At 75.1% G+C, this 26,602-nt stretch carries 22 protein-coding genes; 11 read left to right on the forward strand and 11 right to left on the reverse strand.

Annotation, left to right across the window (positions count from 1 at the left end):
* Positions 1 to 30 precede the first annotated feature (30 nt).
* The gene (locus ACZ4MO_RS06880) at positions 31 to 630 is read left to right on the forward strand and encodes a hypothetical protein (protein WP_499278652.1); all 600 of its coding nucleotides are present in this window, start codon (positions 31 to 33) and stop codon (positions 628 to 630) included.
* Between the two features lie 9 nt (positions 631 to 639).
* Here ACZ4MO_RS06880 and ACZ4MO_RS06885 read toward each other — a convergent pair whose 3' ends face one another.
* Entirely contained in the window at positions 640 to 1,563 is a 924-nt protein-coding gene (locus ACZ4MO_RS06885; protein ID WP_175008279.1) for a LysR substrate-binding domain-containing protein, read from the reverse strand.
* 69 nt (positions 1,564 to 1,632) lie between these two features.
* On the opposite strand from ACZ4MO_RS06885, the gene ACZ4MO_RS06890 reads away from it, so the two are divergent.
* Entirely contained in the window at positions 1,633 to 2,889 is a 1,257-nt protein-coding gene (locus ACZ4MO_RS06890; RefSeq protein WP_175008278.1) for a putative sulfate exporter family transporter, read from the forward strand.
* Between the two features lie 182 nt (positions 2,890 to 3,071).
* Here ACZ4MO_RS06890 and ACZ4MO_RS06895 read toward each other — a convergent pair whose 3' ends face one another.
* From ACZ4MO_RS06895 to ACZ4MO_RS06915, 5 genes are all read right to left on the reverse strand, one after another.
* Positions 3,072 to 3,860, reverse strand: a complete 789-nt coding sequence (locus ACZ4MO_RS06895; protein ID WP_175008277.1) for an HAD-IA family hydrolase — start codon at positions 3,858 to 3,860, stop codon at positions 3,072 to 3,074.
* Positions 3,857 to 5,359 (reverse strand): glutamate--tRNA ligase, encoded by a 1,503-nt coding sequence (gene gltX, locus ACZ4MO_RS06900; RefSeq protein WP_186810376.1) that lies wholly within the window; start codon positions 5,357 to 5,359, stop codon positions 3,857 to 3,859. The genes ACZ4MO_RS06895 and gltX overlap by 4 nt, the downstream gene beginning before the upstream one ends.
* Before the next feature lie 66 nt (positions 5,360 to 5,425).
* Complete coding sequence (locus ACZ4MO_RS06905; protein WP_175008275.1) at positions 5,426 to 5,692, reverse strand: hypothetical protein; 267 nt, start codon at positions 5,690 to 5,692, stop codon at positions 5,426 to 5,428.
* 2 nt (positions 5,693 to 5,694) lie between these two features.
* On the reverse strand, positions 5,695 to 6,477 hold the full coding sequence (locus ACZ4MO_RS06910) for a fumarylacetoacetate hydrolase family protein (protein ID WP_108048496.1): 783 nt from the start codon (positions 6,475 to 6,477) through the stop codon (positions 5,695 to 5,697).
* 31 nt (positions 6,478 to 6,508) lie between these two features.
* Positions 6,509 to 7,399, reverse strand: coding sequence for a methyltransferase domain-containing protein (locus ACZ4MO_RS06915; protein ID WP_175008274.1), 891 nt, complete (start codon positions 7,397 to 7,399; stop codon positions 6,509 to 6,511).
* Positions 7,400 to 7,528: 129 nt separating this feature from the next.
* On the opposite strand from ACZ4MO_RS06915, the gene ACZ4MO_RS06920 reads away from it, so the two are divergent.
* The 3 genes from ACZ4MO_RS06920 (at position 7,529) to ACZ4MO_RS06930 (ending at position 10,224) form a co-directional block, all read left to right on the forward strand.
* Positions 7,529 to 8,749 (forward strand): heparan-alpha-glucosaminide N-acetyltransferase domain-containing protein, encoded by a 1,221-nt coding sequence (locus ACZ4MO_RS06920; protein WP_175008273.1) that lies wholly within the window; start codon positions 7,529 to 7,531, stop codon positions 8,747 to 8,749.
* Between the two features lie 10 nt (positions 8,750 to 8,759).
* Complete coding sequence (locus tag ACZ4MO_RS06925) at positions 8,760 to 9,767, forward strand: aldo/keto reductase (protein WP_175008272.1); 1,008 nt, start codon at positions 8,760 to 8,762, stop codon at positions 9,765 to 9,767.
* 76 nt (positions 9,768 to 9,843) lie between these two features.
* Positions 9,844 to 10,224: an MmcQ/YjbR family DNA-binding protein gene (locus ACZ4MO_RS06930; RefSeq protein ID WP_175008271.1), complete on the forward strand. Its 381-nt coding sequence runs from the start codon at positions 9,844 to 9,846 to the stop codon at positions 10,222 to 10,224.
* A gap of 23 nt (positions 10,225 to 10,247) precedes the next feature.
* Here ACZ4MO_RS06930 and ACZ4MO_RS06935 read toward each other — a convergent pair whose 3' ends face one another.
* Both ACZ4MO_RS06935 and ACZ4MO_RS06940 read right to left on the reverse strand, forming a co-directional pair.
* Complete coding sequence (locus tag ACZ4MO_RS06935; protein ID WP_186810375.1) at positions 10,248 to 11,195, reverse strand: hypothetical protein; 948 nt, start codon at positions 11,193 to 11,195, stop codon at positions 10,248 to 10,250.
* A 28-nt stretch (positions 11,196 to 11,223) separates the two neighbouring features.
* Positions 11,224 to 12,279: a DUF4190 domain-containing protein gene (locus ACZ4MO_RS06940; protein WP_175008269.1), complete on the reverse strand. Its 1,056-nt coding sequence runs from the start codon at positions 12,277 to 12,279 to the stop codon at positions 11,224 to 11,226.
* Positions 12,280 to 12,480: 201 nt separating this feature from the next.
* Here ACZ4MO_RS06940 and ACZ4MO_RS06945 point away from each other — a divergent pair, with 201 nt between their 5' ends.
* Both ACZ4MO_RS06945 and ACZ4MO_RS06950 read left to right on the forward strand, forming a co-directional pair.
* Entirely contained in the window at positions 12,481 to 13,473 is a 993-nt protein-coding gene (locus tag ACZ4MO_RS06945; protein ID WP_499278655.1) for a 3-methyladenine DNA glycosylase, read from the forward strand.
* An 85-nt stretch (positions 13,474 to 13,558) separates the two neighbouring features.
* Positions 13,559 to 14,386 (forward strand): phosphotransferase, encoded by an 828-nt coding sequence (locus ACZ4MO_RS06950; protein ID WP_175008268.1) that lies wholly within the window; start codon positions 13,559 to 13,561, stop codon positions 14,384 to 14,386.
* A gap of 27 nt (positions 14,387 to 14,413) precedes the next feature.
* On the opposite strand, the gene ACZ4MO_RS06955 is transcribed toward ACZ4MO_RS06950, so the two are convergent.
* The gene (locus ACZ4MO_RS06955; RefSeq protein WP_175008267.1) at positions 14,414 to 15,007 is read right to left on the reverse strand and encodes a YdeI/OmpD-associated family protein; all 594 of its coding nucleotides are present in this window, start codon (positions 15,005 to 15,007) and stop codon (positions 14,414 to 14,416) included.
* Between the two features lie 118 nt (positions 15,008 to 15,125).
* Entirely contained in the window at positions 15,126 to 20,192 is a 5,067-nt protein-coding gene (locus ACZ4MO_RS06960; protein ID WP_186810374.1) for a glycoside hydrolase domain-containing protein, read from the reverse strand.
* Between the two features lie 425 nt (positions 20,193 to 20,617).
* Between ACZ4MO_RS06960 and ACZ4MO_RS06965 the strand changes: the two genes are divergently transcribed.
* Positions 20,618 to 23,311: a DEAD/DEAH box helicase gene (locus ACZ4MO_RS06965; RefSeq protein WP_499278673.1), complete on the forward strand. Its 2,694-nt coding sequence runs from the start codon at positions 20,618 to 20,620 to the stop codon at positions 23,309 to 23,311.
* Between the two features lie 40 nt (positions 23,312 to 23,351).
* Here ACZ4MO_RS06965 and ACZ4MO_RS06970 read toward each other — a convergent pair whose 3' ends face one another.
* Positions 23,352 to 23,777 (reverse strand): carboxymuconolactone decarboxylase family protein, encoded by a 426-nt coding sequence (locus ACZ4MO_RS06970; protein WP_175008264.1) that lies wholly within the window; start codon positions 23,775 to 23,777, stop codon positions 23,352 to 23,354.
* 89 nt (positions 23,778 to 23,866) lie between these two features.
* Here ACZ4MO_RS06970 and ACZ4MO_RS06975 point away from each other — a divergent pair, with 89 nt between their 5' ends.
* The 3 genes from ACZ4MO_RS06975 (at position 23,867) to ybaK (ending at position 26,585) form a co-directional block, all read left to right on the forward strand.
* Complete coding sequence (locus ACZ4MO_RS06975) at positions 23,867 to 24,592, forward strand: VIT1/CCC1 transporter family protein (protein WP_209829706.1); 726 nt, start codon at positions 23,867 to 23,869, stop codon at positions 24,590 to 24,592.
* A gap of 257 nt (positions 24,593 to 24,849) precedes the next feature.
* A complete protein-coding gene (locus ACZ4MO_RS06980) occupies positions 24,850 to 26,037 on the forward strand; it encodes a Cmx/CmrA family chloramphenicol efflux MFS transporter (protein ID WP_175008262.1) in 1,188 nt (395 codons plus the stop codon).
* 44 nt (positions 26,038 to 26,081) lie between these two features.
* On the forward strand, positions 26,082 to 26,585 hold the full coding sequence (ybaK, locus tag ACZ4MO_RS06985) for a Cys-tRNA(Pro) deacylase (RefSeq protein WP_108048507.1): 504 nt from the start codon (positions 26,082 to 26,084) through the stop codon (positions 26,583 to 26,585).
* Positions 26,586 to 26,602 lie beyond the last annotated feature (17 nt).

A 26,602-nucleotide genomic window follows, 5' to 3' on the forward strand; every position in this document is an offset into this window, starting at 1 on the left:
CACGGCGCGGTCACGGGCGACGACGTCCGGATGGCCGTCCGATGGCTCGCCGACCGCCTCGCGGGCCAGCCCGTGTCGGCGTTCGACGCACAGGCAGGCCCGGTCCGCTGGTCGTGCTGGACGACGACGGAGCACGTCGTGGACGACCTCCTCGCCTACGCGCTCCAGCTCGCGGCACTCCCCGCGCTCGCGTACGTGCCGCTCGTCGGGCCCAAGGGCGAGGGCGAGATCGCGCACGTCGACCGCGCGGCCGGGACGGCGGGGCTCGTCGAGGCGCTCGTCGGCGGCGGGGAGCTGCTCGCGACGCTCGCCGAGACGCGGCCCCCGGACGCGCGCGCCTTCCACCCGTACGGGGTCTCGGACGCCGACGGCTTCGCGGCGATGGGGGTCGTCGAGGTCCTCGTGCACGGCCACGACGTGCTCCTCGGGCTCACGGATGCACCGAGCCCGTTCCCCCCGGGGCTGGCAGCCCGGGCGCTGGCCCGCCTGTTCCCCGACGTCGACACCAGCCCGGACGAGGACCCGGACGCGGTGCTCCTCTGGGCGACAGGCCGAGGCGAGCTCCCGGGCCGACCGCGGCGCACGCGCTGGCGCTGGGACGCGACCGTGCGCGCGGACGCGCCGGGCTGAGCCGGTCCGTCAGCCCGACGACGCGGCGGCCGCCGCCGCGATGCGGCGCGCGGCCGAGGAGAGCGCCGTGCCGTCCTTCCAGACCATCCGCAGCCGACGGTCCAGCTCGAGCCCCGGCACCGCGACGCGCACGAGCGCACCCCGGGCCACGTCGTCGGCGACGGCGAGGCTCGACAGCACGGCGACCGCCCCGCCGTGCTGCACAGCCGTCTTCAGCGCGGCCGTGGAGCCGAGGTAGGGCAGGTGGTCCGGCAGGCGCTCCCCGAGCGCCGCGAGGCCGCGCTCGAGCGTCTCGCGCGTCCCGGAGCCGCGCTCGCGCACGACGAGCCCCCCGGACAGCAGCTCGTCGACGCGTACGGCGCTGCGGCGCGCCCAGGGGTGCGCCGGGCCGACGACGACGACGAGCCGGTCGTGCGCGACGGTGCGGCTGCGCAGCCCGCGCCGCAGCGTCGCGCTCTCGACGAACCCGAGCTCCACCCCGCCGTCGAGGACGAGGTCCGTCACCTCGCGCGAGTTGCGGACGACGAGCTCGACGTCGGGAGACGCGCTGCCCGGCGTTCCCTCGAGCGCGAGCCGGGAGAGCCAGCGCGGCGCGAGGTACTCCGCGACGGTGAGGCTCGCCGCGACGCGCACGCGGGCCGCCGGGGCGTCGCGCAGCGCCGCGACGGAGGTCTCGAAGCGGTCGGAGGCCTCGATCACCTCGCGCGCCCACGCCGCCGTCGCGCGGCCGGTCTCCGTGAGCCGGGACCCGCGCGTCGTGCGCTCGAGGAGGTCGAGGCCGAGGCGGCGCTCGAGCGCGCGCAGGCCCGCCGAGGCGGTGGGCTGCGCGACGCCGAGCGCGCGGGCGGCGGCGCTGATCGACCCGTGCGAGTCGGTCGCGACGAGCAGCTCGAGCGCGGAGAGGGACGTCCGGTCACGGGCGGTCGGGGCCATAGGTCCACTCTATGCCTCGCGAGGGAAGTCGCTCTTCTGCCGCCGCACCGGCCGCAGCACGCTGGAAGCATGACCCAGCCTGCACCTCCCTCGACCCGCACGGAGGCCCTCGCGACCCGAGGCGTCCCGGCGGTCACGGCCGCTCCCCCGGCGCCCGCACCCGACCGGCGCCCCGGTGCACCGCGCGGACCGCGCGACCTCGTCCCCGGCCTCGTGCTCGTCGGCGCGGCGACGCTCCTCGTGCTCGCGGGCGCGCGCCTGGTCCCGACGGTCTCCCCGCTCGTCGTGGCGCTCGTCCTGGGCGCCCTCGTCGCCCCGGTGCTCGGCCGGCTCGCGACGACGCGTCGGGGCGCGGCGACGGTCGCCGCCACGCGTCCCGGCGTCGCGTGGACGTCGCGCGTCGTGCTGCGGGTGGGCGTCGTGCTGCTCGGCTTCCAGCTCTCGCTCCCCGAGGTGCTGGGGCTCGGCTGGCGCGGGCTCGTCGTCGTCACGACGACGCTCGCCGTCACGTTCGCGGGCACGCTCGCGCTCGGCCGCGTGCTGCGCGTGCCGCGCGTGACGACGCTGCTCGTCGCGACCGGCTTCTCCGTGTGCGGGGCGGCCGCGATCTCCGCGATGCAGGGCGTCGTGGACCGGCCGGGCCGCACGCCCGACGAGGTGCGCGAGGACGACGACGGCGTCGCCACCGCGCTCGCGCTCGTCACCGTCTACGGGACGCTCGCGATCGTCGTGCTGCCGTGGCTCGCGGGGCTGCTCGGGCTCACGGACGACCGGGCCGGGCTCTGGATCGGGGCGAGCGTCCAGGAGGTCGCGCAGGTCGTCACCGCGGCCGGGACGATCTCCGCGCCGGCGCTCGCGACCGCGACGGTCGCGAAGCTCGCCCGCGTGGCCCTGCTCGCGCCGCTCGTCGCCGTCGCCGGGGTCGTGGTGGCTCGTGGGGCCCGACGCGCGGCGTCGGCGCTCGCGGCCACGGCCGCGCTCGGGGCGCCGGACGCCGCGCCGTCGTCCGGTGCGGAGGACGGCGAGCCCCGCGGCGTGGGCGCGGGTGCGGAGGCCGAGAAGCGACGCGTCGCCCCGGTGCCGTGGTTCGTCGTGGGGTTCGTGGCGGCGGTGGCGCTCCGCAGCCTCGGGGTCGTGCCCGCGCCGGTGCTCGCCGTCCTCGTCACGGCCTCGACGCTCGCGTTCGTCGCGGCGATGTTCGCCCTCGGGCTCGGCGTGGACGTGCCGACGCTCGTGCGCACCGGGCGGCGGTCGCTCGTGCTCGGCGCCCTGTCCGCGGTGCTCGTCACCGCGACGGCCCTCGTGGGCCTCCTGCTCCTCGCCTGACCGCCCACGATAAAGCGGCCCGGTCCCGCGAGGTAGAGGCATGGTGGGCCGAGGTAGAGGTCTGGTCATGACCAGACCTCTACCTCGCGGAACCAAGGCTCTACCTCACGGAACCAGGGCTCTACCTCGCAGGACCGGGGCTCTGCCTCGCGGGCGGGGGCTGTGCCTCGCGGGGCCGGGGGTTAGCTCGGCGCGGGGGTCTGCGCGGCCGCGACGCCGAGCGTCGCGGGGAGGTCGTCGAGGCCGTGGACGACGTGCACGCCCGACGCGCGGGCGGACGCCGGGTCCTCCGGGTGCGGGCCGCCGCGGCGGGTGCCGGGGCGGTCGAGCCACACCCCGACGAGGCCCGCCGCGAGCGCGCCGCGCGCGTCGACGTCGAGCTCGTCGCCGACGTACGCCGTGCGGGCCGGGTCGGTGCCGAGACGACGGCACGCCTCGGCGAACACGCGCGGGTCGGGCTTGCCGAAGCCGAGCGTGTCCACCCCGACGAGCAGCGGCACGTCGGCCAGGCCCGCGGCCGCGAGCTTGCGGGTCTGGAGCTCGACGCGCGCGTTCGTCAGCGAGCCGACGCGCACCCCGGCCCCTGCGAGCGCGTCGAGCACCCCACGGGAGTCGGCGAACGCCGTCCACGACGCCTCGAACGTGCCCCAGAAGAGGTCCTTCCAGTCGACGTACGCCGCGTCGTCGAGCAGCTCGCCGCCGAACGCCGCCTGGAGCTCGTTGGCGCGCGCCATGCGCTGGGCGTCGAAGTCGACCTCGCCGCGCGTGTACGCGCGGTAGTGCCCGTTGGGGTCGGCGCGCCACAGCGCGAGGACGTCGTCGTAGCGCTCCTCGGGCAGGTGCGGCAACCACACCCGCGACGCGGCGGCGATGGCCTCGGCGAAGGCGGCGCGCGTGTCGACGAGCGTGTCGTCGACGTCGAACAGGACACCCTCGAGGGGCGCGGCCGCCGAGGCCGCGGCGTCGGTCACAGCGCGTCCCGCAGGCGCACGAGGCGCTCCAGCGTCGAGCCCTTGCCGAGCAGCTCCATCGACTCGAACAGCGGCGGCGAGACGCGGCGGCCCGTGAGCGCGACGCGCAGCGGCGTGAACGCGAACCGCGGCTTGACGCCCATGCCCTCGACGATCGCGTCGCGCAGGCGCTCCTCGATGGCGGCGGTGACGAACTCGTCGTCCTGCAGCACGTCGAGCGCGGCGATCGCCGCGGCGAGGATGTCCTTCGCGTCGTCGCGCAGGGCGCCGCGCGCGTCGTCCTCGACCGTGAGCGCGTCGTCGGCCGTGAAGAGGAAGCCCAGCATCCCGACCGACTCGCTCAGCAGCACCATGCGCTCCTGGACGAGCGGCGCGGCCGCCGTGAGGATCTCCTGGTTGCGGGGCGACAGGTCGGCGAACGAGTCCGCCGGCACGAGCCCGCCCGCGTGCAGGTACGGGACGAGGCGGTCGCGGAAGTCCTCCGGCGCGAGCATCCGCACGTGCGTCGCGTTGATCGCCTCGGCCTTCTTGAGGTCGAAGCGCGCCGGGTTCGGCAGCACGTCGTGCACGTCGAAGGCCTCGACCATCTCGGTGACCGTGAAGATGTCGTGGTCCGGCGAGATGGACCAGCCGAGCAGCGCGAGGTAGTTGAGCAGGCCCTCGGGCGTGAACCCGCGCTCACGGTGCAGGAACAGGTTGGACTCGGGGTCGCGCTTGGAGAGCTTCTTGTTGCCCTCCCCCATGACGTACGGGAGGTGGCCGAACTCCGGCATGACGTGCGCGACGCCGATCTCCAGCAGCGCCCGGTACAGCGCGATCTGGCGCGGCGTCGAGGACAGCAGGTCCTCGCCGCGCAGCACGTGCGTGATGCCCATGAGCGCGTCGTCGACGGGGTTCACGAGCGTGTAGAGCGGCTGCCCGTTCGCGCGCACGAGCGCGTAGTCCGGGACCGAGCCCGCCTTGAACGTGATCTCCCCGCGCACCACGTCGGTGAAGGTGATGTCCTCGTCCGGCATCCGCAGGCGCAGCACCGGCTCACGGCCCTCGGCGCGGAAGGCGGCCTTCTGCTCGTCCGTGAGGGTGCGGTCGAAGTTGTCGTAACCCTTCGTCTTGAGCCCCGCGGCGGCGTTGCGCGCGTCGGACTCCTCCGGGGTCGAGAACGACTCGTAGACGTACCCGCCCTCGACGAGCCGCGCGATGACGTCCTGGTAGATGTCCGCGCGCTGCGACTGCCGGTACGGCTCGTGCGGGCCGCCGACCTCGACGCCCTCGTCCCAGTCGAGCCCGAGCCAGCGCAGCGCGTCGAGGAGCTGCTGGTAGCTCTCCTCGCTGTCGCGCGCCGCGTCGGTGTCCTCGATGCGGAACACGAACGTGCCGCCGGTGTGCCGCGCGTAGGCCCAGTTGAACAGCGCGGTGCGGATGAGCCCGACGTGCGGCGTCCCGGTCGGGGACGGGCAGAAGCGGACGCGGACGGGCGAGGAACCAGGTGCGGGGATCACGGCTCCCAGCCTAGTTGCCCGACGCCGCCCGGCACCCGCGCGTCCGGCGTCGGGCCCGTCCTCGTCTCAGTCCGGGACGGTCTCCGCCGCGCCTCCCGCGCGACCGGCCCGCCACGACCGCGTCGCCACGACCGCCGCCCCGAGGGCGGCGCCCGCGAGCGCGCACCCCGGGACCAGGATGATCGCCAGGACGACGGCGTACGCCAGCACCTCGCCCGGGGGCACGTTCCCCGAGGCGATCGCGAGGACCGCGAGCACGAGGACGACCACGCACGGGACGACGGCCCCCCAGCCCGCCCACCGCGCGACGGCGCGGCCCGGACCGCGTCCCACGATCAGCCGCGCCGGACGACCGGGTTGCTCAGGACGCCCAGCCCCTCGACCTCGCACTCGACGCGGTCGCCGACGTCGATCAGCCCGACGCCGGCGGGCGTGCCGGTGAGGATGACGTCGCCGGGCAGCAGGGTCATCGCCTCGGAGACGTACGACACGAGGAACGGGATGTCGAAGATCATGTCGCTCGTGCGGCCGTCCTGCTTGACCTCGCCGTTGACGCGGCTGCGGACGCCGACGTCCTCGGGGTCGAGGTCGGTGTCGATCCACGGCCCGAGGGGGCACGCGGAGTCGAAGCCCTTGGCGCGCGCCCACTGGCCGTCGGTGCGCTGCGCGTCGCGCGCGGTGACGTCGTTCGCGACCGTGTACCCGAGCACGTACGCCGGCGCGGCCTCGGGCGACACGTCCTTCGCGAGGCGACCGATGACGACCGCGAGCTCGGCCTCGTACGAGACCTCCTGCGAGAAGTCGGGCAGGACGATCGGGTCGTCCGGGCCGACGACCGACGTGTTCGGCTTGAGGAACAGCAGCGGGCTCGTCGGGACGTCGTTGCCCATCTCCTTCGCGTGGTCCGCGTAGTTGCGGCCTACGGCGACCACCTTGGAGCGCGGGATCACCGGCGCGAGGAGCCGGACGCCGTCGCCCAGCTCGACGCGCTCGCCCGTCGGCGTGACGGGCATGTAGAGCGGGTCGCCCGTGAGGACCGCGAGGTACGTGCGGTCCCCCTCCTGCTGGACGAGGGCGTAGCGGGGGTCGTCTCCGGTGGTGAATCTCGCGATGCGCACGGGCCCAGGCTATCCGGCCGTGCCCGCACGATCACGCGCGGGCGAGGACCTCGCCGTTGAGGACGGCGAACCAGCCCGCCGGCTCCTCGGCCCAGCGCAGCCAGTCCTGCGCGAGCTGCTCGAGCGCGACGTCGTCCGCGAGCGCCGACTCCTTCGCCTGGACGGCGAAGTTCGACGCGACGCAGCGCTCGGCCCACAGCCCGCCCCACCACGTGCGGTCGGCGGGGGTGGCGTAGCACCAGGTGCTCGCGCTGGGCTCGATCCCGTCGAGCGGGAACCCGGCGTCCTGCACCCAGGAGAAGAGGCGACGACCGGCGTCGGCCTCGTACCCGTAGGCGTGCGTGACCTCGTGGTAGAGCGTGTTCCACTCGGTGAGCCCCGGCGACTCGGGGTACCAGGTCATGGCGGCGTAGTCGGCGTCGCGCACGGCGACGAGCCCGCCCGGCTTCGTGACGCGTCGCATCTCGCGCAGCGCGGCGATCGGGTCGGACAGGTGCTGCAGGAGCTGGTGCGCGTAGACGACGTCGAACGTGCCGTCGGCGAACGGCAGCTCGTAGGCGTTCGCGTGCTGGAACGAGATGTTCGCGGTGCCGCGCTGGGCGGCGAGCTCGCGAGCGCTGTCGAGGACGGCCTCGGACGCGTCGACGCCGACGACCCGTCCGTCGCCGACGCGGTCGGCGAGGTCGACGGTGACCGTGGCCGGGCCGCAGCCGACGTCGAGGAGGCTCATGCCGGGTCGCAGGTGCGGCAGGAGGAACCCGGCCGAGTTCTCGGCCGTGCGCCAGCGGTGCGAGCGCAGCACGGACTCGTGGTGGCCGTGGGTGTACGACTCGGACTCCTGCGCGGGGTCGCTGCCTGCCCCGGTGGGGGCGTCGGCGTGGTGGTCGGCGGCCTCGTCGGCGCCGTGGGGGGTGTGCGTCATACCCGCACCGTAGGCCGCGGTTGCGGCGTTCTCGACCCCGTTCTCACACTCTGGGCGCGTGGTCCCCGCGCGGCTCGTCCCCGGCGTGGCGGCGGGGTGGGAGCGCGCCCGCGCACGGACAATCCCCCCATGACGGCCGCGACCGGCACGACCTCCGCCTCGGGCGATCCCGCCCGGTCCTCCGTGGGCTTCGCGCGGCGCCACGCTGCGCTGCTCCTCGGCGGGCCGGGCCGCGTCACGGGGCTCGACGTCGCGCGCGGGGTCGCGGTCCTCGGGATGTTCACGGCGCACGTGGGCTTCACGACGGACGACTTCGGCGAGGTCTCCGGCTGGCTCTCGCTGTCCCACGGCCGCTCGTCGGTCCTCTTCGCGCTCGTGGCCGGGGTGTCGCTCGCTCTCGTCTCGGGCGGGCGCACCCCGCTCGACGGGCTGCCCGCGCTGCAGAACCGCACCCGCGTCCTCGTGCGCGCGGTGCTCCTGGTCGCCCTGGCGGGCCTGCTGGACCTGCTCGGCACGCGCGTCCTGCTGATCCTCGGCTTCTACGCCGCCTACTTCGTGCTCGCGCTGCCGTTCCTGCGCTGGCGGCGCCGGGACCTCCTGCTCCTCGCGGGGGCGGTCGCCGTCGTGGGCCCGGCGCTCGCGCTGTGGCTCCCGGAGGTGCTCGCGCGCGCCGGGCTCCACCTGCCCGACGACGGGTCGGGTGCGCTCACGGACTTCCTCGTCTCGGGGCACTACCCGGCGGTCGTGTGGATGGCGTACGTGCTCGTCGGGATCGCGATCGGTCGGTCCGACCTCGGCGCGAGGACGACGCGCGTCGCGCTGGTCGCCGGCGGGCTGCTCGCGGCGGGGCTCGGCTACGGCGTCTCGGCGGCGCTCACGGGTCCTCTGGGCGGGGCGCAGGCCGTGGAGGACGCGGCCGCGGTGTGGTCGAGCGCGTACCGGCCGGAGCCGCTCGGGTGGGCGGACCCGTGGCCGACGAGCGCGTACCTGTGGCTCGCGGGCCCGCACACGGACACTCTCCCCGAGGTCGTGGGGTCGGGCGGGTTCGCCGTCGCGGTGCTCGGGCTGTGCCTGTTCGCGGGCCGGGTAGGTCGCTGGGTGCTCGCCCCCGTCGCCGCGGTCGGCGCCATGGCGCTCACGGTCTACTCGGCCCAGATCGTCGTCCTGTGGGCCTGGGGCGACGCGGCGTACGAGCAGACGACGAACGGCCCGCTCCTCGCGCTCGTGCTCGCGACGCTCGGGGCCGCGACCCTGTGGCGCTGGGCGTTCGGCCGCGGCCCGCTGGAACGGCTCGTCGCGTCCGTCGCGGCGCGCGCCTCCGCCGTCACGTCGTCGCGCGGGCCGACGTAGGGTCGGCCGCATGACCACCACGAGCGACGACACCGCACCCCGCCCCGCCCTGCGCCGTCTCGGCCGGTCCGGCCTGGCCGTGTCCGCCGTCGGGCTGGGGTGCAACAACTTCGGGCGCCCCTCGACGGCGACGGAGACCCTGGAGGGCACGCGCGCCGTCGTCGACGCCGCGCTCGACGCGGGCGTGACGTTCTTCGACACGGCCGACACGTACGGCGGCCGCCCGGGCCTGAGCGAGGAGCTGCTCGGCCAGGCGCTCGGGTCGCGGCGCGACGACGTCGTCGTGGCGACGAAGTTCGGCATGTCGATGCGCGGGGCCGCGGGGGCGGACTTCGACGCGCGCGGCTCGCGCCGCTACGTCGTGCGGGCGGTCGAGGGCTCGCTGCGCCGCCTCGGCACCGACCGCATCGACCTCTACCAGTTCCACACCCCCGACCCGCAGACGCCGATCGACGAGACGCTCGCGGCGCTCGACGACCTCGTGCGCGCGGGCAAGGTGCTCTACGTGGGTCACTCCAACCGGGCCGGGTGGCAGATCGCGGAGGCAGAGCTCGTCGCGCGCGCGGCGGGCACCGTGCGGTTCGTGTCCGCGCAGAACCAGTACAACCTCGTCGACCGCGCGGCCGAGCTCGAGGTGCTGCCCGCCGCGGCGGCGTACGGGCTCGGCGTCCTGCCGTACTTCCCGCTCGCGAACGGCCTGCTCACCGGCAAGTACGCGCACGGCGCGCGGCCCGACGACGGCCGGCTCGTGCGCAGCAAGCCGCACCTGCTCGAGTCCGCGCCCTGGGAGGCGCTCGCGCGGCTGGGCGCGTTCTGCCAGGTGCGCGGCATCACCGAGGTGCAGGTCGCGTTCGGGTGGCTGCTCTCCCGGCCCCAGGTGTCGAGCGTCATCGCGGGTGCGACGAAGCCCGAGCAGGTGCGGCAGAACGCCGCCGCGGGTGCGTGGCGGCCCACGGCCGACGATCTCGCGGAGCTCGACGAGATCTTCCCGCCGCTCGGGAAGGTCGCACCCTTCTGACCCGTCCCGCCGCGCTCCCGCGGGCGCGGCGGCCGGTCGTGTGGCCCGACCGCGACCGGCTGCCTACCGTGGGGGCATGGCCTCGTGGGAGGACGTCGGACGGGTCGTGGCGGTGCTGCCGGGCACGGACCTCAAGGACGCGCGCCGGTGGACGGTGCACGGCAAGCTCTTCGTGTGGGAGCGCCCCCTGCGCCCGCGCGACCTCGACGAGCTGGGCGACGCGGCCCCGGCGGAGCCGCCCGTCGCGCTGCGCGTCGCGGACGAGGGCGAGAAGTCCGCGCTGGTCCAGGACGACCCCGGCACGTTCTTCACGACGAGCCACTTCGACGGGTACCCGGTCGTGCTCGCGCGGCTCGACCGGCTCCCCGTGCCGGAGCTCGAGGAGCTCGTGCAGGACGCGTGGCTCGCCCGCGCCCCGCACCGCCTCGCGCAGGAGTACCTGCGGCGCACGGAGTGACGCTGCGCGAGCGGGGAGAGGCGTCACCAGGAGAAGACGGCCACCGCGTAGTTCGCCCACGTCGGCTCCAGCGCCACCGTGACGTCCTCCGGGTCGTGGACGGCGTACACGAGATCCCACTCGCCGCTCGATCCCCGGGCCACGAGATCGGGGCGTTCGAGCAGGACGTCCGGCGCGTAGTCGTACACCCGGCGGGCCACGAGGCCGCCCGACACCGGTTGCACGTCGATGCTCCCGGGGTCGACGGCGCGGCCCGTGCCGTTCGTCAGGCGCACCCGGACGCGCACGGAGTCCGGCGGGTCGCCGTCCCGCACCGCCGCGTGCTCGCTCGGCGTGTACGCCTGCGGGGCCGAGACCGAGACGACGAGGCCGTCGGCGTACCGGACCGATTCGCCGAACCAGACGCGGTCGGACACGGCCGTGATCTCCGGGCCGTCGTCGGACCCGCCGCCGAGCGGGTACCCGCGCAGCGAGCTCCCCACGCCGTAGCCGGGACCGGTCGCGGGCACGACGTCGACCGCGACCCAGGTCGTGACGACGACCGTCCCCGCGAGCAGCGCGACGAGCGCGCGCGTCGCCCCCGGCACGCCGCGCGTGCCCCGACGCCAGGCGACGGCGCCGACCGTGAGCACGACGGCTCCGGCGACGGGGTAGAGCCAGCCCACGTGCGCCCAGCCCCAGCGCGCCGTCATGGCCTCGGTGACGAGGACGGCCCCGACGAGCAGGACGCCGAGGCACGCCGTGACGAGGACGCCCGTCCCCGAGCGTCGGGCCCGCGCGGGCTGCGCCGTCGGTGCGGGCTCGGGGTCGCCGGGGGCCGGGCGTTCGCCGCCGTCTGCGGGCGGCGAGGGCTCCGCAGGGCCGGGTGCCGACGGCGCGGGCTCGCGCTCCCCCGCCGCGCCGGGCGCCGTGCCCCACGCGGGTGCGGGCCCCGCGTCGTCGGGCGGGGTCCTGGGGTCGCTTCTGCTCACCGGTCCGTCCCTCGGTCCCGTGCGCCGGTCAGTACGCGCTCACGCGCGTGACCTCGAAGGTCGCCGTCTTCATGGCCTCGAGGTTCTCGGAGTCGATGAAGTCGAAGGCCTCGACGGTCGTCGACTCGCCCGGGGCGAGCTGGTCGGTGTAGACGAAGTCGGACTCGACGACCGTGCCGTCGGCCGCGACGGCGTCGACGTCGAGGTCGAACGTCAGCGGCTCGTCGGAGGTGTTGGTCAGCGTGAGCGGCAGGGCGGACTCGACCCAGCCGAACTCGTCGGCGGTGCCCTCGAACGTGCCGACCTCGACACCGAGGTCGTTCGCGAGGATCTCGTCCGTCGACTCGCCGAGCGCGCGGTCGGAGTCCTCCTGGATCTCCGAGAGCGTCTGCTCGTACTGCGACGAGGCCTCGTTCGCCGCGACGACGAAGAGGACCCACACGAGGATGGTCACGAGCACCGAGACCACACCGAGCACGATCGCCGCGATCGAGAAGCCCTTGCCCGACCGGCCCTGCTTCGCCTGCGACAGCCCGACGAAGCCGAGCACCACGCCGGCGATGCCCATCACCGCGGCGAAGATGTTGACGAACGGGATCCAGCTGCCGAGGAAGCCGAGGATCGCCAGCACGAAGCCGACGATCGCCATCGTCCCGGTCGACGGCGCCGGCGCCGTGTACGCGGCGTAGCCGTTCCCGTACGGGCTCCCGTAGGGCTGCTGGGCGGGGTCGCCGTAGGGCTGGCCGTACGGCTGCTGCGCCCCGGCGTCGGGGTAGGGCTGCGCGTACCCCTGCGCCGGGGACCCGGCGGGCTGGCCGTAGCCCTGCTGCCCGTACGCGGCCTGAGGATCGGCACCGTAGGGCGGGTGGCCGGGGTCTCCGTAGGGCGCCTGCTCCGGCGTGCTGCCGTACCCGGGCGCGCCGTACGCGGCGTCGGGCGAGCCGTACGGCCGGGGCTGCGGCTCTCCCTGCGACGCCCACGCGTCCTGCCCCTGTCCGTGCCCCTCCTGCGCAGGGTCGGAGCCCTGCGGCCGGTAGGGGTCGAACTGGTACGGGTCCTGCGGTGCCGTGGGCGGCTGCGACATGGTGCTCCTCCGCGGCCTCGCCGCGAGATCGGTCGTTCGGGTCGGGGTGGACGGCCGACGCGCGGTCGGCCGGCCGGACGCGCCGGGTCTTCACAGCACGTTCACGGCCATTCTTCCCGGTCGCGCCCACATCGGGAAAACCGCGCGGCGGGTGAAAGTCCGCCGCGCCGACGCCCCCGCGGGCTCTCGTACCCTGGATGCGTGCCTGCGACCGCCCCCGCGACCCCCCGGACGACGCCCGTCGTCGTCCCCGGCGTGCTGCCCGCCGCGGAGTGGGCGGAGCGCGAGCGCGCCCACGCCGAGCGCGCGGACGCGCTGACGGCCGGGTGGCGGCACCGCAAGCCGCTCGGGCAGAAGCACGCGATCGAGGACTTCCTCTTCACCTACTACCCCACGCGCCCGGCCCAGCTCCGGCGCTGGCACCCGGGGCCGGGCGTCGTGCTGGCTCCCCCGACCGCCGCGAGCGGTGCGGCACCGGGCACCGACGCGGCGCCCGACCCGTACGCCGACCGCTCTGGATGGCGCTGGTACCGGAGCACGCCCGACGGTCTGACGCTCGACACCGACGCGTTCCTCGCCGACCGCGGCGACACCGTGCGGTACCTGCGCGCCCTGCTCGACGCCACCGCGTCGCGCCCGGGCCGGTTCGGCTGCTTCGGGCTCCACGAGTGGGCCATGGTCTACCGCGACAAGGAGGCCGGGCGCGACCACCGGCACCCGCTCCCCCTGCGGCTCGGGCACGAGGGGACGGACCGGGTCGTCGAGGACCACCCCGTGCAGTGCTCCCACTTCGACGCCTTCCGCTTCTTCACGCCGGAGGCCGGGCCGCTCAACCGCCTGCGGCCCACGCGCGAGACGCAGCCCGCCCTGGAGCAGCCGGGGTGCCTGCACGCGACGATGGACCTCTACAAGTGGGCGCTCAAGCTCACGCCGGCCGTCCCCGGCGACGTCGTCCTCGACGCCTTCGAGCTCGCGCGCGACGTCCGCGTCGTCGACATGCAGGCGTCGCCCTACGACGTGTCGTCGTACGGGCTGGAGCCGGTCGCGATCGAGACGCCCGAGGGCAAGGCCGAGTACGTGCGGCACCAGCGCGCCTTCGCCGTCCGCGGGGCAGCGCTGCGCGAGCGGCTCCTCGCCGTGTGCGACGCGCTGCTCCCGCCGGACGGCGACGCGTCCGCCCACGTCTCCCGCTGAGGCCTGACATCCGACGCGCGGACGAGGGACGTCGCGCCGGCGGCGGCCGTGACCGGCGACCGGCCCGCGTGCGAGGATCGCCCGCGTGAGCCGCGCCGAGACCATCGCCGAGATCCCGACCGGCCCCGTGGCCGTCCCCGCCGTCGTCCGCGCGCTCGCGGGGGACGACGTCGTCACCCCGGTCTGGCGCAACACCGTCGGCGGGCTGACGTTCCGCCTCGACCCGCGCGGCGGCGAGGCCGCGGGACCGGTCCGGTACGCGAAGTGGGTCCCGGCGGGCGTCCCGGAGATCGACCTGGCGGGAGAGGCCGAGCGGCTCGCGTGGGTCGGCGACCGGACCCCTGTGCCGCGCGTCCTCGACCAGGGCGCGGACGACGACGGCTCGTGGCTCGTGACGCAGGCCGTCGCGGGGCGGTCGGCGGTCGAGGCGCGCTGGGCGGGCGACCCGGCGGTGGCCGCGACCGCGATCGGCCGCGGGCTGCGCGCGCTGCACGAGGCGCTCCCGGTGGCCTCGTGCCCCTTCACCTGGTCCGTCGCGCAGCGTGTCGCGAACGCCGACGACCGGCTCGCACGGGGGCACGGGCCCGACGAGTGGTTCCCCGAGCACCGCGGTCTGGCCGTCGCCGAGGCGCGCGCCCGGCTCGACGACGCTCCCCCGGTCGACCGCCTCGTCGTGTGCCACGGGGACGCGTGCGTGCCGAACACGCTCCTGCACGACGACGGCACGTTCGCCGCGCACGTCGACCTCGGGTCGCTCGGGGTCGCGGACCGCTGGGCGGACCTCGCCGTCGCGGCGTGGAGCACGGAGTGGAACTACGGCCCCGGGTACGACGGCCACGTCTACGCGGGCTACGGCATCGACCCCGACCCGGAGCGCATCGCGTACTACCGGCTGCTCTGGGACCTGTCCTGACGGCGGGGTGCGGCGCGCCGTGCGCCGTCAGCGACGCGGCTGGTGGGCGGCGACGCCCTGCTCGGCGAGCTCGGCGGTCTCCGCGATCCGGCGCGCCCGGGTGTCGGGCCGCTTCGCCTCGACGATCCAGCCGAGGATCGAGCGCCGCACGCCGGGCGTGAAGGCGTCGAAGCGCTCCCGCGCGTCGGGCCGCTCGCCGAGCGCCGCGGCGAGGTCGTCGGGGACGACGAGCGCCTCCGCGTCGTCGTGCCGGGTCCAGGACCCGTCCGCCCGGGCGGCCTCGACGACGGCGCGCCCGGCGTCGGTGAGGCGCCCGTCCGCCTCGACGCGTGCGACCCGCTCCTTGCTGAGCCGCGTCCAGCGGGAGCCGGGACGGCGGCGCGTGAACCACAGCGCGTGCCGGTCCTGGTCGACGGTCGCGGCCTGCCCGTCGATCCAGCCGTAGGACAGCGCCTCCTCGATCCACGGCTCGTACCCGAACGTCGGCCGACCGCTCTCGCGCCGCCACGTGAGGAGCCAGACCCCGGGCTCGGGGTCGTCGTGGTGCGCGGCGAGCCACGCCCGCCACTCCGCGGGGGTCTGCGCGTGGAACGCGGGACGGCCCTGGTACTCCTCGGTCACGGTGGCGCCTCCGTCGTCGGTCGGGGCACCAGCGTGCCCGGTCCGCCGCGGAGGTGCCAGGGTGCCGACCCGGGAGGCGCCCCGTCGGCGCCTCCCGGGTCGGTCGTGCGTCCTGCGGTCAGGAGCAGGACGGGACGGTGACGACCTGCTCGACCGTCTGGGTGCCGTCCGCCCCCGTCGCCGTGACGGTGACGTCCAGGTCGCCCGTCGCGGACCGCGCGGCGAACGACTGGTACGCGCTCGCCCCCGCCGCGACGCCGGCGAACGACCGCGTCCCGAGCGACGACGCCAGCTCGACGTCGACGGCCGCGTCGGAGACGTTCACCGCGCGGACCGCGACGTAGGGCTTGCCTGCGAGGCAGCGCGGGCTGACCTCGACCTCGACGAGCACGACGTCGGCCGGCTCCTCGAGGGCGTCGATCGCGCCCTGGAGCGCGAGCCGCGCGTCGCGCAGCGCCGCGTCGGACGCCGCGGCGTCGTCGAGCGTCCCGGTCGCCGCGCCGAGCGCCGTGCGGAAGGCCTGCCAGGACTCGGGGCTGTACCCCTCGTCGGTCAGGGCCTCGGCGCTCGCCACGAGGTTCTCGAGCCGACGGCGCTCGGCGGGCACGAGCTGGTCGGTCGCCAGGCCGAGGCGCCGCGCCCGCTCGTCGGCCTGCGCCTGGGTGGCGCCGGCGTCGGCGAGCACGGACCGTGCCGCCGCGAGCTCGCGCGTGAAGACGCGCGCGTCGATCCGGCCGTACCGCGCGATCTCCGCCTCGGGCGTCCCGGCCGCGTCGACCGCCGCGGCGAGCGCCGCGGTGTCGGTCGGCGGGGCCTCGACGTCGTACGCGTCGGTGAAGAAGCGCATGCTGTCGAGGTTCGCGACGTACGGGTGGTCGGCGTACGCCTCCGTCGACAGGCGCACCCACACCTGGTGCTTGCCGCGCACGGTGCTCGGCAGGTCGACGACGGCCGTCCCGTCCGTGGTCCAGCTCGACCCGGTGCTCGCGAGCGGGACGGTGACGAACGGCTCGCCCGGGTTCGCGGGGTCGAACGCGTCGAGGTAGACCGACAGCGCGGAGCTCCGCCCGGACCGGTTGGCGTTGTGCACGTAGTGCACGGAGAGCTGGTCGAGCGCGGCGGAGCCGAGGTCGATCTCCCCGTACGCGAGCCAGTCGCCGTCGGCGGTGCCGCCGACGTTCGTCACCGGACCGCTCGTCCACGTCGAGCTCTCGTTCTTGAGCCCGCGACCCGAGTTCGAGGTCCAGGCCTCGGACTCGACGACGACCGACGTCGGGCCACCCGGCGCGAACGTCAGGCTGTCGAGGTTCGCGACGTACGGGTGGTCGGCGTACGGCTCGGTCGTCAGGCGCACGAACACCTCGTGCGTCCCCTGCACCGTCTCGGGCAGGACGACGGTCGCCGTCCCGTCCGTGGTCCAGGTCGACCCCGTGGTCGGCAGCGGCACGGTGACGAACGGCTCGCCCGGGTCCGCCGGGTCGAACGCGTCGAGGTACACCGACAGCGCCGAGTTCTTCCCGGACCGGTTCGAGTTGTGGACGTAGTGGACCGACAGCTCGCCGAGCGGCAGCTCACCGAGGTCGACCTCGCCGTAGGCGATCCAGTCGCCGTCCGCGGTGCCGCCGACGTTCGTCACCGGCCCGCTCGTCCACGTCGAGGACTCCTTCTTGAGCCCGCGACCGGAGCTCGCGGTCCAGTCCTCGGCCTCGATCGTCACGGTCGGGGACTCGCCCGGCTGGCCCGGGGCGCCCGGGTCCTCGGCGCTGAACCGGAACCAGTCGAAGTTCCCGACCCAGCTCCGGCCCGACGGCGCGAGGAGCTCGAACGTCACGACCTGCGCGTCGACGAGCGCCTGCACGTCGCCGAGCTCCGCCGTCACCTCGGTGTACTTTCCCCAGCCGCTCGTGCCCGTCAGGTCGACGGTCGCGACCACGGGGCCGCTCACGTCGCCGGCGTGCACGCGCACGGTGCTCGGCGTGTCCGTCGGGGCGAAGCTCGTGTCGTACCGGACCGTGAGGAAGCGCGGCGGGGTGTCCCCGGCGGCGGTCTCGAAGGTCATGTCGCGGTACTGCACCCACGACCCGGAGCGCACGCCGCCGAGGTTGCCGGACGAGCTGTTCGCCTCGTTCTTCAGCTCGCCGCCCGACCACGCCTCGGACTGCTCGGCCTCGAGCGTGCGGTACCCGCCGCCCGTGAGGTCGAGCGCGTCGGCCGCCGCACCGAGCCGGTCGGCCGCGAACCGCAGCGCGATGCTCGTCGCCGCCTCGTCCGCGAGCGCCTCCTGCGCCCGGGTCAGGGCGGTCGAGAACCGGTCGAACGTCACCGAGGAGTAGTTCCCGTGCCGCACGAGCACGGCGTCGTCGACGAGCGCGGCGAGCGCGTCGCGCTCGGCGGACGCCACGGACAGCCGCAGGGGCGAGCGCACCGAGACGCCCTGCCCGCGGAGCGACGCCGCGGGGACGCCGTCGGCGAGCGCGGCGTCGCGCAGGTGCACGAAGAAGCGCGCGTCGGCGGACGCCGTCCCCGTCAGGGAGACGGTCAGCGCGGTCGGCGCCGCGACCGTCACGGCCGCGGTGACGCCGTCGGGCAGCCCGACGACGCTCGCCGCCCCGCTCGCGACGAGGTCCGTGCCGGCGGGCGCGGCGAGGCGGGCGCCGTCGAGAGTGAGCGTCACGGTCGCGTCGAGCGCGCCGCCGTCGCCGGTCCGCACGGTGGTCGGGTCGGCGCTGACGCGCGGTCCTTCCGCCGGCTCGTCGGTCGCGGTGCTCATCGAGAACGCGGGCGCCGTGTCCGTGCCCCAGTCGCTCGGCTGCTCGCCCATGCGGAACGCGAGGTCGGCTCCGCCGACCACGGTCGCGTAGTCGACCCACGTGTTGCCGAACGTCACGCCGTCGAGCGTCGCGGACTGGACGTAGAACGCGTCCTCGGAGACGCCGTCGGCCGTGACCGTGAAGGCGCTGCCGTCGTCGTAGGTGATGGTCGTCGAGTCGAAGAACGGCGACCCGACCTGGAACTCGGACGAGCCCGCGGTCACCGGGAACAGCCCGACGGCCGCGGCGACGAACATCGTCGACATCGTGCCCGCGTCGTTGTCCATCGTGGGGAGCATCCCGCGGGGGTCGAGCCGGTACACCTTCGTCTTCACGGGCGGCGTGAACTCGCCGCCGCCGCTCGGCACGGCGCTGGAGGAGCCGGTCGCGATGTACCGGTTCCAGGTCTCCTTCGTGTAGATCGCGCGCGCCCACTTCTGCGTGAGGCTCGGCTCGCCCGTGTAGTTGAAGAGGTACGGCGCCTGGAGGTCGATCTCGTTGGCGTTCGAGTGGAGCATGGCCTTGCCGTCGTCCGGCGCGTGCTCACCGAACATGTGGCGCATGGCGAGGCGCGCCGCCTCGGGGCCGCCCATCGCCTCGACGAGCGCGTCCATGTCGTACGCGTCGTACCAGTGGTATTGCCAGAGCGTGCCCTGGTAGAGGCCGGCGGCCTCGAACTTCGCGTGGTCGGCGCTCTGCCACGACCCGTCCGCGGCGCGCGGGGTGAGGAGGCCGACCTGCGTGCCGTCGGCGGCGGTCCACGCGCCCGGCTTGGTGAGCTTCTCGATCGGCCACGACGCCTGCTCGCGCAGCGTCTCGGCCTCCTCGGTCAGGCCGAGCTCGTCCGCGATCACGGACAGGCCGTACTGGTCGTAGCCGCGCTGCACGGACGCGCCGGGGTTGCCCGCCACGTAGCCGCGCCGGAGCTCGTCCGCGCTGTACTGCCCGACGAGCCGCTGGAGCGCCGGGTACGCCTCGTCGAGGCGGTCGAACCCGTCGAAGCCCTTGGCGATCGCGTCCGCGACCACGACCGACGACCGCTCCCAGCGCACCGTCGGGACCGAGTGCACGAACCCGCCGAGGCCGCCGCCGGTGCCCGTCGCCTCGGCGTCCGCGAACAGGTAGACCAGCGACTGCACCATGTCCCGGTACAGCGCCGGGTCGATGTACGCGATGACGGAGAACTTGCGGAAGTCGTCCCACGTGGCCCACGAGTCGTAGTACGTGAAGCCCTGCGCGGCGTGCACCGCCCCGTCGACGCCGCGGTACGTGCCCGAGGTGCTCGTCGCGTTCATCGGCATCGCGAACATGCGGTAGAGGTGCGTGTAGAAGAGCCGCTGGAGCTCGCCCGTCGGGTCCGTCGCCGTCGAGGCGTCGATCGCGACCCGCCCGAGCGTCGCGTTCCACTCCGCGCGGGTGCGGTCACGGATCGCGTCGAACGACAGGTCGCCGAGCTCGACCTGCTGGTCGATCCGCGCCTGCTCGACGCTCACCGGCGACAGGGTGACCTGGAGCCCGACCTCCCCGGCGTCGGCCGGGTCGAACGTGAGGATCGCGCCGGTGTCGACGCCGTCCTGGGCGGTCGCGTCGACGAGCCGGTCGTCGTCACCCCACGTCTGGACCGTCGCGGGCTGGAGCGTGCGCGCGGTGTAGTACAGCGTGTAGGCCGCGTTGTAGAAGTAGCCCGTGACCTGCCCGGACAGCTCCACGGTGCCGTCCGCGCGCGTCTCGACCTGCACCGACGACGACCGGCGGCTCGTGTTGTTCGTCTCGAGGTCCACCACGAGGCTCGGTGTCGAGCCGGCGGGGAACGCGTAGCGGTGCACGCCCGAGCGCGTGGTGGCCGCGACCTCGGCCTCGATCGTGCCCGGTGCACCGGTGATGGCGCCGTCCTTGCCCGCGACGTTGCCGAGCCCGACGGAGTAGAAGCCCGGTCCGGCGTCCTCGTCGTCGTGCGAGAACGGGTGCGCGTACGTGCCCGTGCCGGGGCGCGCCGTGTACGACCCGGACGTCGGCACCACGAGGAGGTCACCACCGCCGCCGGAGCCCCCGACCCCGTCGAGGTTGGTGTGCGTGAAGCCCGAGATCTTCGACTGCGCGTAGTCGTACCCGGTGTTGTTGCGGCCCGGGGTCGTGCGCGGGTTGACCTTCGCGAGGCCGTTCGGCGCCTGCGCGGCGGGCATGTCGTTGCCGTAGTCGCCCTCGGTGCCGACGAAGACGTCGACCAGGGACGCGTAGTCGGCCGACGGCGGCTCGGGGGCGGCGCTCGCGGCGGTCGCGGGCGCGAGACCGACGACGGCGAGCGCCACGGCGAGCGCGCCCGCGACCAGCCGCGGGGCGGGCCGGCGCGGGCGGTCCGGGGTCGCGGGGGTCACAGGTCTGGGCTGCAGGGATCGGGGGGTCGGCAGGCTGGGGGCCATGGTGTCCTCGGGCAGGGGCCGCCGGCGGGGGCGCCGGGACGGCAGGGTCGGTCAGGGGGTGGGATGGCGCGGGCGGCCGGGGCGGCGCCCGCGCCACCCTGTCAGGGGCAGGTGACGAGCGGGTGATCTGCGGGTGGCCGCACGGGGTGCTCCCTCCGTCCCACGGCGGCGTGGGCTCGGTGGTCGTCGGTGACGCGGAGGCTGGACGCGCGTCCCGTGCACGTCCGGGGCTACCCTCGCACAGGTTGACAGCGCTATCAACCCCCTTCTCGGTCCCCCGGGACGCCCGCTGCGCCGGTCCGGCGACCGGCCTCCCCGACACCTGACAGACTCGTCCCGTGACCACCACGACCGGCCGCACCCCGGCTCTCCTCGCGCACGTGCCCGCCCCGACGGGCAAGGCCCCCGACCCGGACGCGCTCTACGAGGGGTTCACCACGTGGACGACGGAGCAGGGCCTCGAGCTCTACCCGCACCAGAGCGAGGCGCTCATCGAGCTGGTCACCGGCTCGCACGTCATCCTCTCGACGCCCACCGGCTCGGGGAAGTCCCTCGTCGCGATGGGTGCCCAGTTCGCGGCGCTCGCCGCGCACCGCTCGGGCCGCGGCGGCCGCACCTACTACACCGCGCCGCTCAAGGCGCTCGTCAGCGAGAAGTTCTTCGCGCTCGTCGCGGCGTTCGGATCCAAGAACGTCGGCATGACGACCGGTGACTCCGCCGTGAACCCCGACGCCCCGATCATCTGCTGCACGGCCGAGATCCTCGCGAACATCGCGCTGCGCCGGGGCGGCGAGAACGCCGGTGCGGACGACGAGGACGCGATCTCCCAGGTCGTCATGGACGAGTTCCACTTCTACGCGGACCCGCAGCGCGGCTGGGCGTGGCAGGTGCCGCTGCTCGAGCTGCCGAGAACCCAGTTCCTGCTCATGTCGGCGACGCTCGGCGACACGACCCGGTTCGTCGAGGAGCTCGAGGAGCGCACCGGCCGGCCGGTCGCCGAGGTGACCACCGCCCAGCGGCCGGTCCCGCTGCACTTCAGCTACGTCGTCGAACCGTTGACCGAGGTCATCGAGGAGCTCGTCAGCACGCGCCGCGCGCCCGTGTACGTCGTGCACTTCACCCAGAAGGACGCGGTCGAGCGCGCGCAGTCGCTGCTGTCGATGAACGTCGCGACGAAGTCCGAGAAGGAGGCGATCGCCGCCGAGCTCGGCGACTTCCGCTTCGGCACCGGGTTCGGCAAGACGCTGAGCAAGTTCCTGCGGCACGGCGTCGGCGTGCACCACGCGGGCATGCTGCCCAAGTACCGGCGCGTCGTCGAGCGCCTCACGCAGGCGGGCCTGCTCAAGGTCGTGTGCGGCACGGACACTCTCGGCGTCGGCATCAACGTGCCGATCCGCACCGTGCTGCTCACGAGCCTCGTGAAGTTCGACGGCGAGCGCATGCGGCACCTCACGGCGCGCGAGTTCCACCAGATCGCGGGGCGCGCGGGCCGCGCCGGGTACGACACCGTGGGCGAGGTCCTCGTCATGGCACCCGAGCACGTCATCGAGAACCGCAAGATGCTCGCCAAGGCGGGCGACGACCCGAAGAAGCTCAAGAAGATCGTCCGCAAGAAGGCGCCGCAGGGGTCGGTCAACTGGACCGACGCGACGTTCGAGCGCCTGCGCGACGCCGAGCCCGAGCCGCTGACGAGCCACTTCACCGTCACGCACGCCATGGTGCTCAACGTCCTCGCGCGCACGGCGCAGCACGGTCGCGGCGGGCAGGCCGACGCGAGCGACCCGCGCCGCGACCCCGTCGAGGCCATGCGCCACCTGCTCCTCGCGAACCACGACACGGAGTCGCAGCGCCGCGAGCACGTGCGCCAGACGTTCCGCATCTACCGCTCGCTGCGCGTCGCGGGCATCGTCGAGCGCGTCCGCGTGCCCGACCCGTCGCGCCCCGCGGGCTACCGCCCGAGCGTGCGCCTCGTCGGCGACCTGCCGCGCGAGTTCGCGCTCAACCAGCCGCTGTCGCCGTTCGCGCTCGCCGCCCTGGACCTGCTCGACGTCGAGGGCGCGACCCACGCGCTCGACGTCGTCTCCGTCATCGAGGCGACCCTCGACGACCCGCGCCAGGTGCTCTACGCCCAGCAGAACGCCGCCAAGGGCGAGGCCGTCGCCGCGATGAAGGCCGAGGGGTACGAGTACGAGGAGCGCATGGCGCTGCTCGAGGAGATCACGTGGCCCAAGCCGCTCGAGGAGCTGCTGGCGCCCGCGTTCGCGATGTACAAGCGGTCCAACCCGTGGGTCGCGGACGCCGAGCTCTCCCCCAAGTCGGTGGTCCGCGACATGGTCGAGCGCGCGATGACGTTCGCGGAGTTCGTGTCCGTCTACGGCCTCGAGCGCACGGAGGGCGTGGTGCTGCGATACCTCGCGGACGCCTACCGGGCGCTGCGCCAGGTCGTCCCCGAGGAGCACCGCACCGAGGAGGTGCAGGAGATCGTCGAGTGGCTCGGCGAGCTCGTGCGCGGCGTCGACTCGTCGCTCCTCGACGAGTGGGAGCGCCTCGCGCACCCGGTCGACGACGACGCGGACACCGAGGTGGGCGACGGCCCGCTCTCCGGGGCGGGGGCCGAGGCGCCCACCCGTCCTGTCACGGGCAACCCGCGCTCGTTCCGCCGCCTCGTGCGCAACGCGCTGTTCCGGCGCGTCGAGCTCGCCGCGCGCGAGGACTACCGTGCGCTCGGCGCGCTCGACGGCGGCGCGGGCTGGGACGCGGACGCGTGGGGCGACGCGCTCGACCCGCTCTTCGAGGACCAGGGCGACGACGCGATCGGCATCGGGCCCGGCGCCCGCTCCGCGGTGCTGTTCCGCGTCGTCGAGGCGGGCGCCGAGCTGCCCGCAGGCCACGAGGGCCCGACGGCGGAGCACGCCCCCGGCGGCGTGGTACCGGCGGGCACGTGGCTCGTGCGGCAGGTGCTCGACGACCCGGCGGGCGACCACGACTGGGCGATCACGGCGAGCGTCGACCTCGCGGCGAGCGACGAGGCGGGCGAGCCCGTGGTGACGGTGCTCGCCGTCGGGCCGCTGTAGGCCGGGTGCGCACGGTCGGCCGGGCGTCCGGGCCCGGCCCTCACTCGACCGGCAGGAGCCCGCGCCGCGCGAAGACCTCCTTCGCGACCGCGGTCGCGTTGAGGGCGCGCGGGAAGCCGCAGTACACGGCCGACTGGAGGAGCGCCTCGACGATCTCCCGGGGCGTCAGCCCGACGTCGAGCGCGGTGCCCACGTGGATGTCGAGCTGGGCCTCGCACCCGCCGAGAGCGCTGAGCATGCCCAGCGTGACCAGCTGGCGGTCGCGCGGCTCCAGGTGCGGCCGCGCGTACATCTCGCCGTACGCCCACGCCGAGATCTGGTGCTCGAGCTCGGGCGAGACGTCCGCGAGCGCCTCGGCGATCGCGGCGGGCGCCGCCTCGTTGACCGCGCCGAACACCGCCCGTCCGTGCTCGTAGCGCTCCGCGCGCGTCGTCGGCCTGTCGTCCGTGGAGTTCCCCTGCGTCACGCGGTGCAGGGTAGAGGACGCGCACCGGCCGTGGTCGACGGTCTCGCGCCACCGGTCGCGCTCCGGCGGCGGCGCCCTACGGTGAGACCATGAGCGACACGCCCCGGACCGGTCGTCACCCCGGCGAGCCCCATCACCCGGAGGGCACGGGCTCGCGGCTCAACCGGCTCCGGGCGGGAGTGCTCGGCGCGAACGACGGCATCGTGTCGACGGCGGGCGTCGTCGTGGGCGTCGCGGCGACGAGCACGTCGATCCCCGTCATCGCGACGGCGGGGGGCGCGGCGCTGCTCGCGGGCGCGCTGTCGATGGCCGCGGGCGAGTACGTCTCGGTGAGCACGCAGCGCGACACCGAGAAGGCGCTGCTCGCGACCGAGCGCCGCGAGCTCGCGGAGATGCCGGACGAGGAGCTCGACGAGCTCGCCGGCATCTACGAGGCGAAGGGTCTGACGCCCGACCTCGCGCGCCAGGTCGCCGTGCAGCTCACCGAGCGCGACCCGCTCGCCGCGCACGCCGACGCCGAGCTGCACATCGACCCCGACGAGCTCACCAGCCCGTGGGAGGCCGCGGTCGCGTCGATCGTGTCGTTCACCGTCGGCGGGCTGCTGCCGTTCGCGGCGATCCTCCTCACCCCGGCGGCCCTCCGCATCCCGCTGACCTTCGTCGCGGTCGTGCTCGCGCTCGTCCTCACCGGGTGGGGCTCGGCCCGGCTCGGCGACGCGCCGACGCGCCGCGCGACGATCCGCACCGTGGTCGGGGGCGCCGTCGCGATGGGCGTGACGTACGCGATCGGCTCGTTGCTCGACGTGAACGTCTAGCCGGTCTCCCGACCGAGACGGTCGGGGCGCTCCGGGCGCGCGTCCGGCGCTGTGGGTAGGGTGTGGCCCATGTCGACCCCTGAGGCATCCACTCCGGGGGCTCTCGGTCACACCGTCAGCCCCCAGGACCGCTGAGCCGCTCAGCGCTGCCTTCCGCCCCCCGCTCCGTGCGGGTGCCGTACCGGACGCTGCCCTCCGGGTGCTGACCGTGGTGACGAGACACCTCCTGCTCACCCTCTCGCACCCCGGAGCCCTCGATGCCTCGTGCCCTGTACCTGCTCGCCCTGGCGGTCTTCGCCATGGGCACCTCGGAGTTCATGCTCGCCGGCCTGGTGCCGGACATCGCCACCCGCTTCGACGTCCCGGTGGGGACGGCGGGCCTGCTGACGTCGGCCTTCGCCGTCGGCATGGTCGTCGGCGCGCCGGTCATGGCGGCCTCGGCCCGCCGCCTGCCGGTGCGCGCGACGCTGCTCGGCTGCGTCGCGCTGTTCGCCCTCGCCCACGTCGTCGGCGCGGTGACCCCGAGCTTCGCGGCGCTCGTCGTGGCCCGGGTGGTGGCGGCGTTCGCCAACGCGGGGTTCCTCGCCGTCGCGCTCAGCACGGCCACGACGCTCGTCCCCGCGGACCGCACGGGGCGTGCCGTCGCCGTGCTCCTGTCGGGCACCACGGTCGCGATGGTCGCGGGCGTCCCGGCCGGGGCGCTCCTCGGCGCCGCGTGGGGGTGGGAGTCGACCTTCTGGGCCGTCGCGGTCCTCTGCCTGCCCGCTGCGGTCGGGATCGCCCGCGGCCTCCCTGCCGCGCGCGGGACCGAGCGGGCTGACCTCGTGCCCATCGGCGCACCGACGCTGCGGGCGGAGCTGGCACAGCTCGTCTCGCCCCCGCTCGTCCTCACGATGGCGTCCGCCGCGCTGGTCAACACCGGCACCTTCGCGACGCTCACGTTCCTCGCACCGCTGGTGACCGACGTCGCCGGGCTGAGCCGGTGGTGGGTCCCGGTCGCGCTCGTGCTCTTCGGGGTCGGCTCGTTCCTCGGCGTCACCGTCGCGGGCCGGACGTCCGACCGCATCCCCGGGGTCGTGGTCGGCGTGGGTGGTGTGCTGCTGCTCGGGGGCTGGGTCGCCCTGGCCGCCTTCGCGGCCGTTCCCGGGGTGCTGCTCTGCCTCGTGCTGGTGCAGGGCGTCCTGGGCTTCGCGGTCGGCAGCACGTTGATCACGCGGGTGCTCCGCGGCGCGTCGGGCGCGCCGACCCTGGGCGGCTCGTTCGCCACGGCGGCGCTCAACGTGGGCGCGGCCGTGGGGCCGGCTGCCGCCGCAGCGACCATCGCCACCGGGCTCGGCGACCGGGGTCCGGTGTGGGTCGCCGTGGCGGCGACCGCCCTCGCCCTGGTGCCGGTGGCCGTCCTGCGTCGCGTGACCGGCCCCGCGACGGCCCGCGCGCCCCGATGACCCGTGCGAGCGCTCCCCCGCGGCCGCTGCGGCAGAATCGGGACGTGGCCAAGAAGTCGAAGTCCTCCGCGCACGCCGGAACGCCTGCGGTCGCCCTCCTCGAGCGCGAGGGGGTCGCGCACACGCTCCACCCGTACGAGCACGACCCGTCGAGCGAGCTGTCCTTCGGGCTGGAGGCGGCCGCCGCCATCGGGGTGCCCGCGGAGCAGGTGTTCAAGACGCTGCTCGCCGTGGTCGACGGCGGCCCGCTCGTCGTGGGGATCGTGCCGGTCGACCGGCAGCTCGACCTCAAGGCGCTCGCCAAGGCCGCGGGCGGCAAGAAGGCGACCATGGCCGAGCCCGCCGCGGCCGAGCGCGCGACCGGGTACGTCGTGGGCGGGATCTCGCCGCTGGGCCAGAAGCAGCCCCACCGCACGTTCCTCGACGACAGCGCGCTCGCGTTCGACGCCGTCTACGTCTCGGGCGGGCGCCGAGGGCTCGACGTGGGCCTGGCGCCCGCGGACCTGCTGCGCCTCACCGCGGGCACGGCCGCCCCCGTCGCGCGGTAGGACCGCGCCGCGGGGGG

The organism is Sphaerisporangium cinnabarinum, from assembly GCF_055567015.1.

Bases quoted from the DNA above. Each gene is read 5' to 3' on its own strand.
- ACZ4MO_RS06880 (WP_499278652.1), top strand. From the start codon at position 31: ATGGCCGTCCGATGGCTCGCCGACCGCCTCGCGGGCCAGCCCGTGTCG.
- ACZ4MO_RS06885 (WP_175008279.1), bottom strand. From the start codon at position 1,563: ATGGCCCCGACCGCCCGTGACCGGACGTCCCTCTCCGCGCTCGAGCTG.
- ACZ4MO_RS06890 (WP_175008278.1), top strand. From the start codon at position 1,633: ATGACCCAGCCTGCACCTCCCTCGACCCGCACGGAGGCCCTCGCGACC.
- ACZ4MO_RS06915 (WP_175008274.1), bottom strand. From the start codon at position 7,399: ATGACGCACACCCCCCACGGCGCCGACGAGGCCGCCGACCACCACGCC.
- ACZ4MO_RS06920 (WP_175008273.1), top strand. From the start codon at position 7,529: ATGACGGCCGCGACCGGCACGACCTCCGCCTCGGGCGATCCCGCCCGG.
- ACZ4MO_RS06925 (WP_175008272.1), top strand. From the start codon at position 8,760: ATGACCACCACGAGCGACGACACCGCACCCCGCCCCGCCCTGCGCCGT.
- ACZ4MO_RS06930 (WP_175008271.1), top strand. From the start codon at position 9,844: ATGGCCTCGTGGGAGGACGTCGGACGGGTCGTGGCGGTGCTGCCGGGC.
- ACZ4MO_RS06940 (WP_175008269.1), bottom strand. From the start codon at position 12,279: ATGTCGCAGCCGCCCACGGCACCGCAGGACCCGTACCAGTTCGACCCC.
- ACZ4MO_RS06975 (WP_209829706.1), top strand. From the start codon at position 23,867: ATGAGCGACACGCCCCGGACCGGTCGTCACCCCGGCGAGCCCCATCAC.
- ACZ4MO_RS06980 (WP_175008262.1), top strand. From the start codon at position 24,850: ATGCCTCGTGCCCTGTACCTGCTCGCCCTGGCGGTCTTCGCCATGGGC.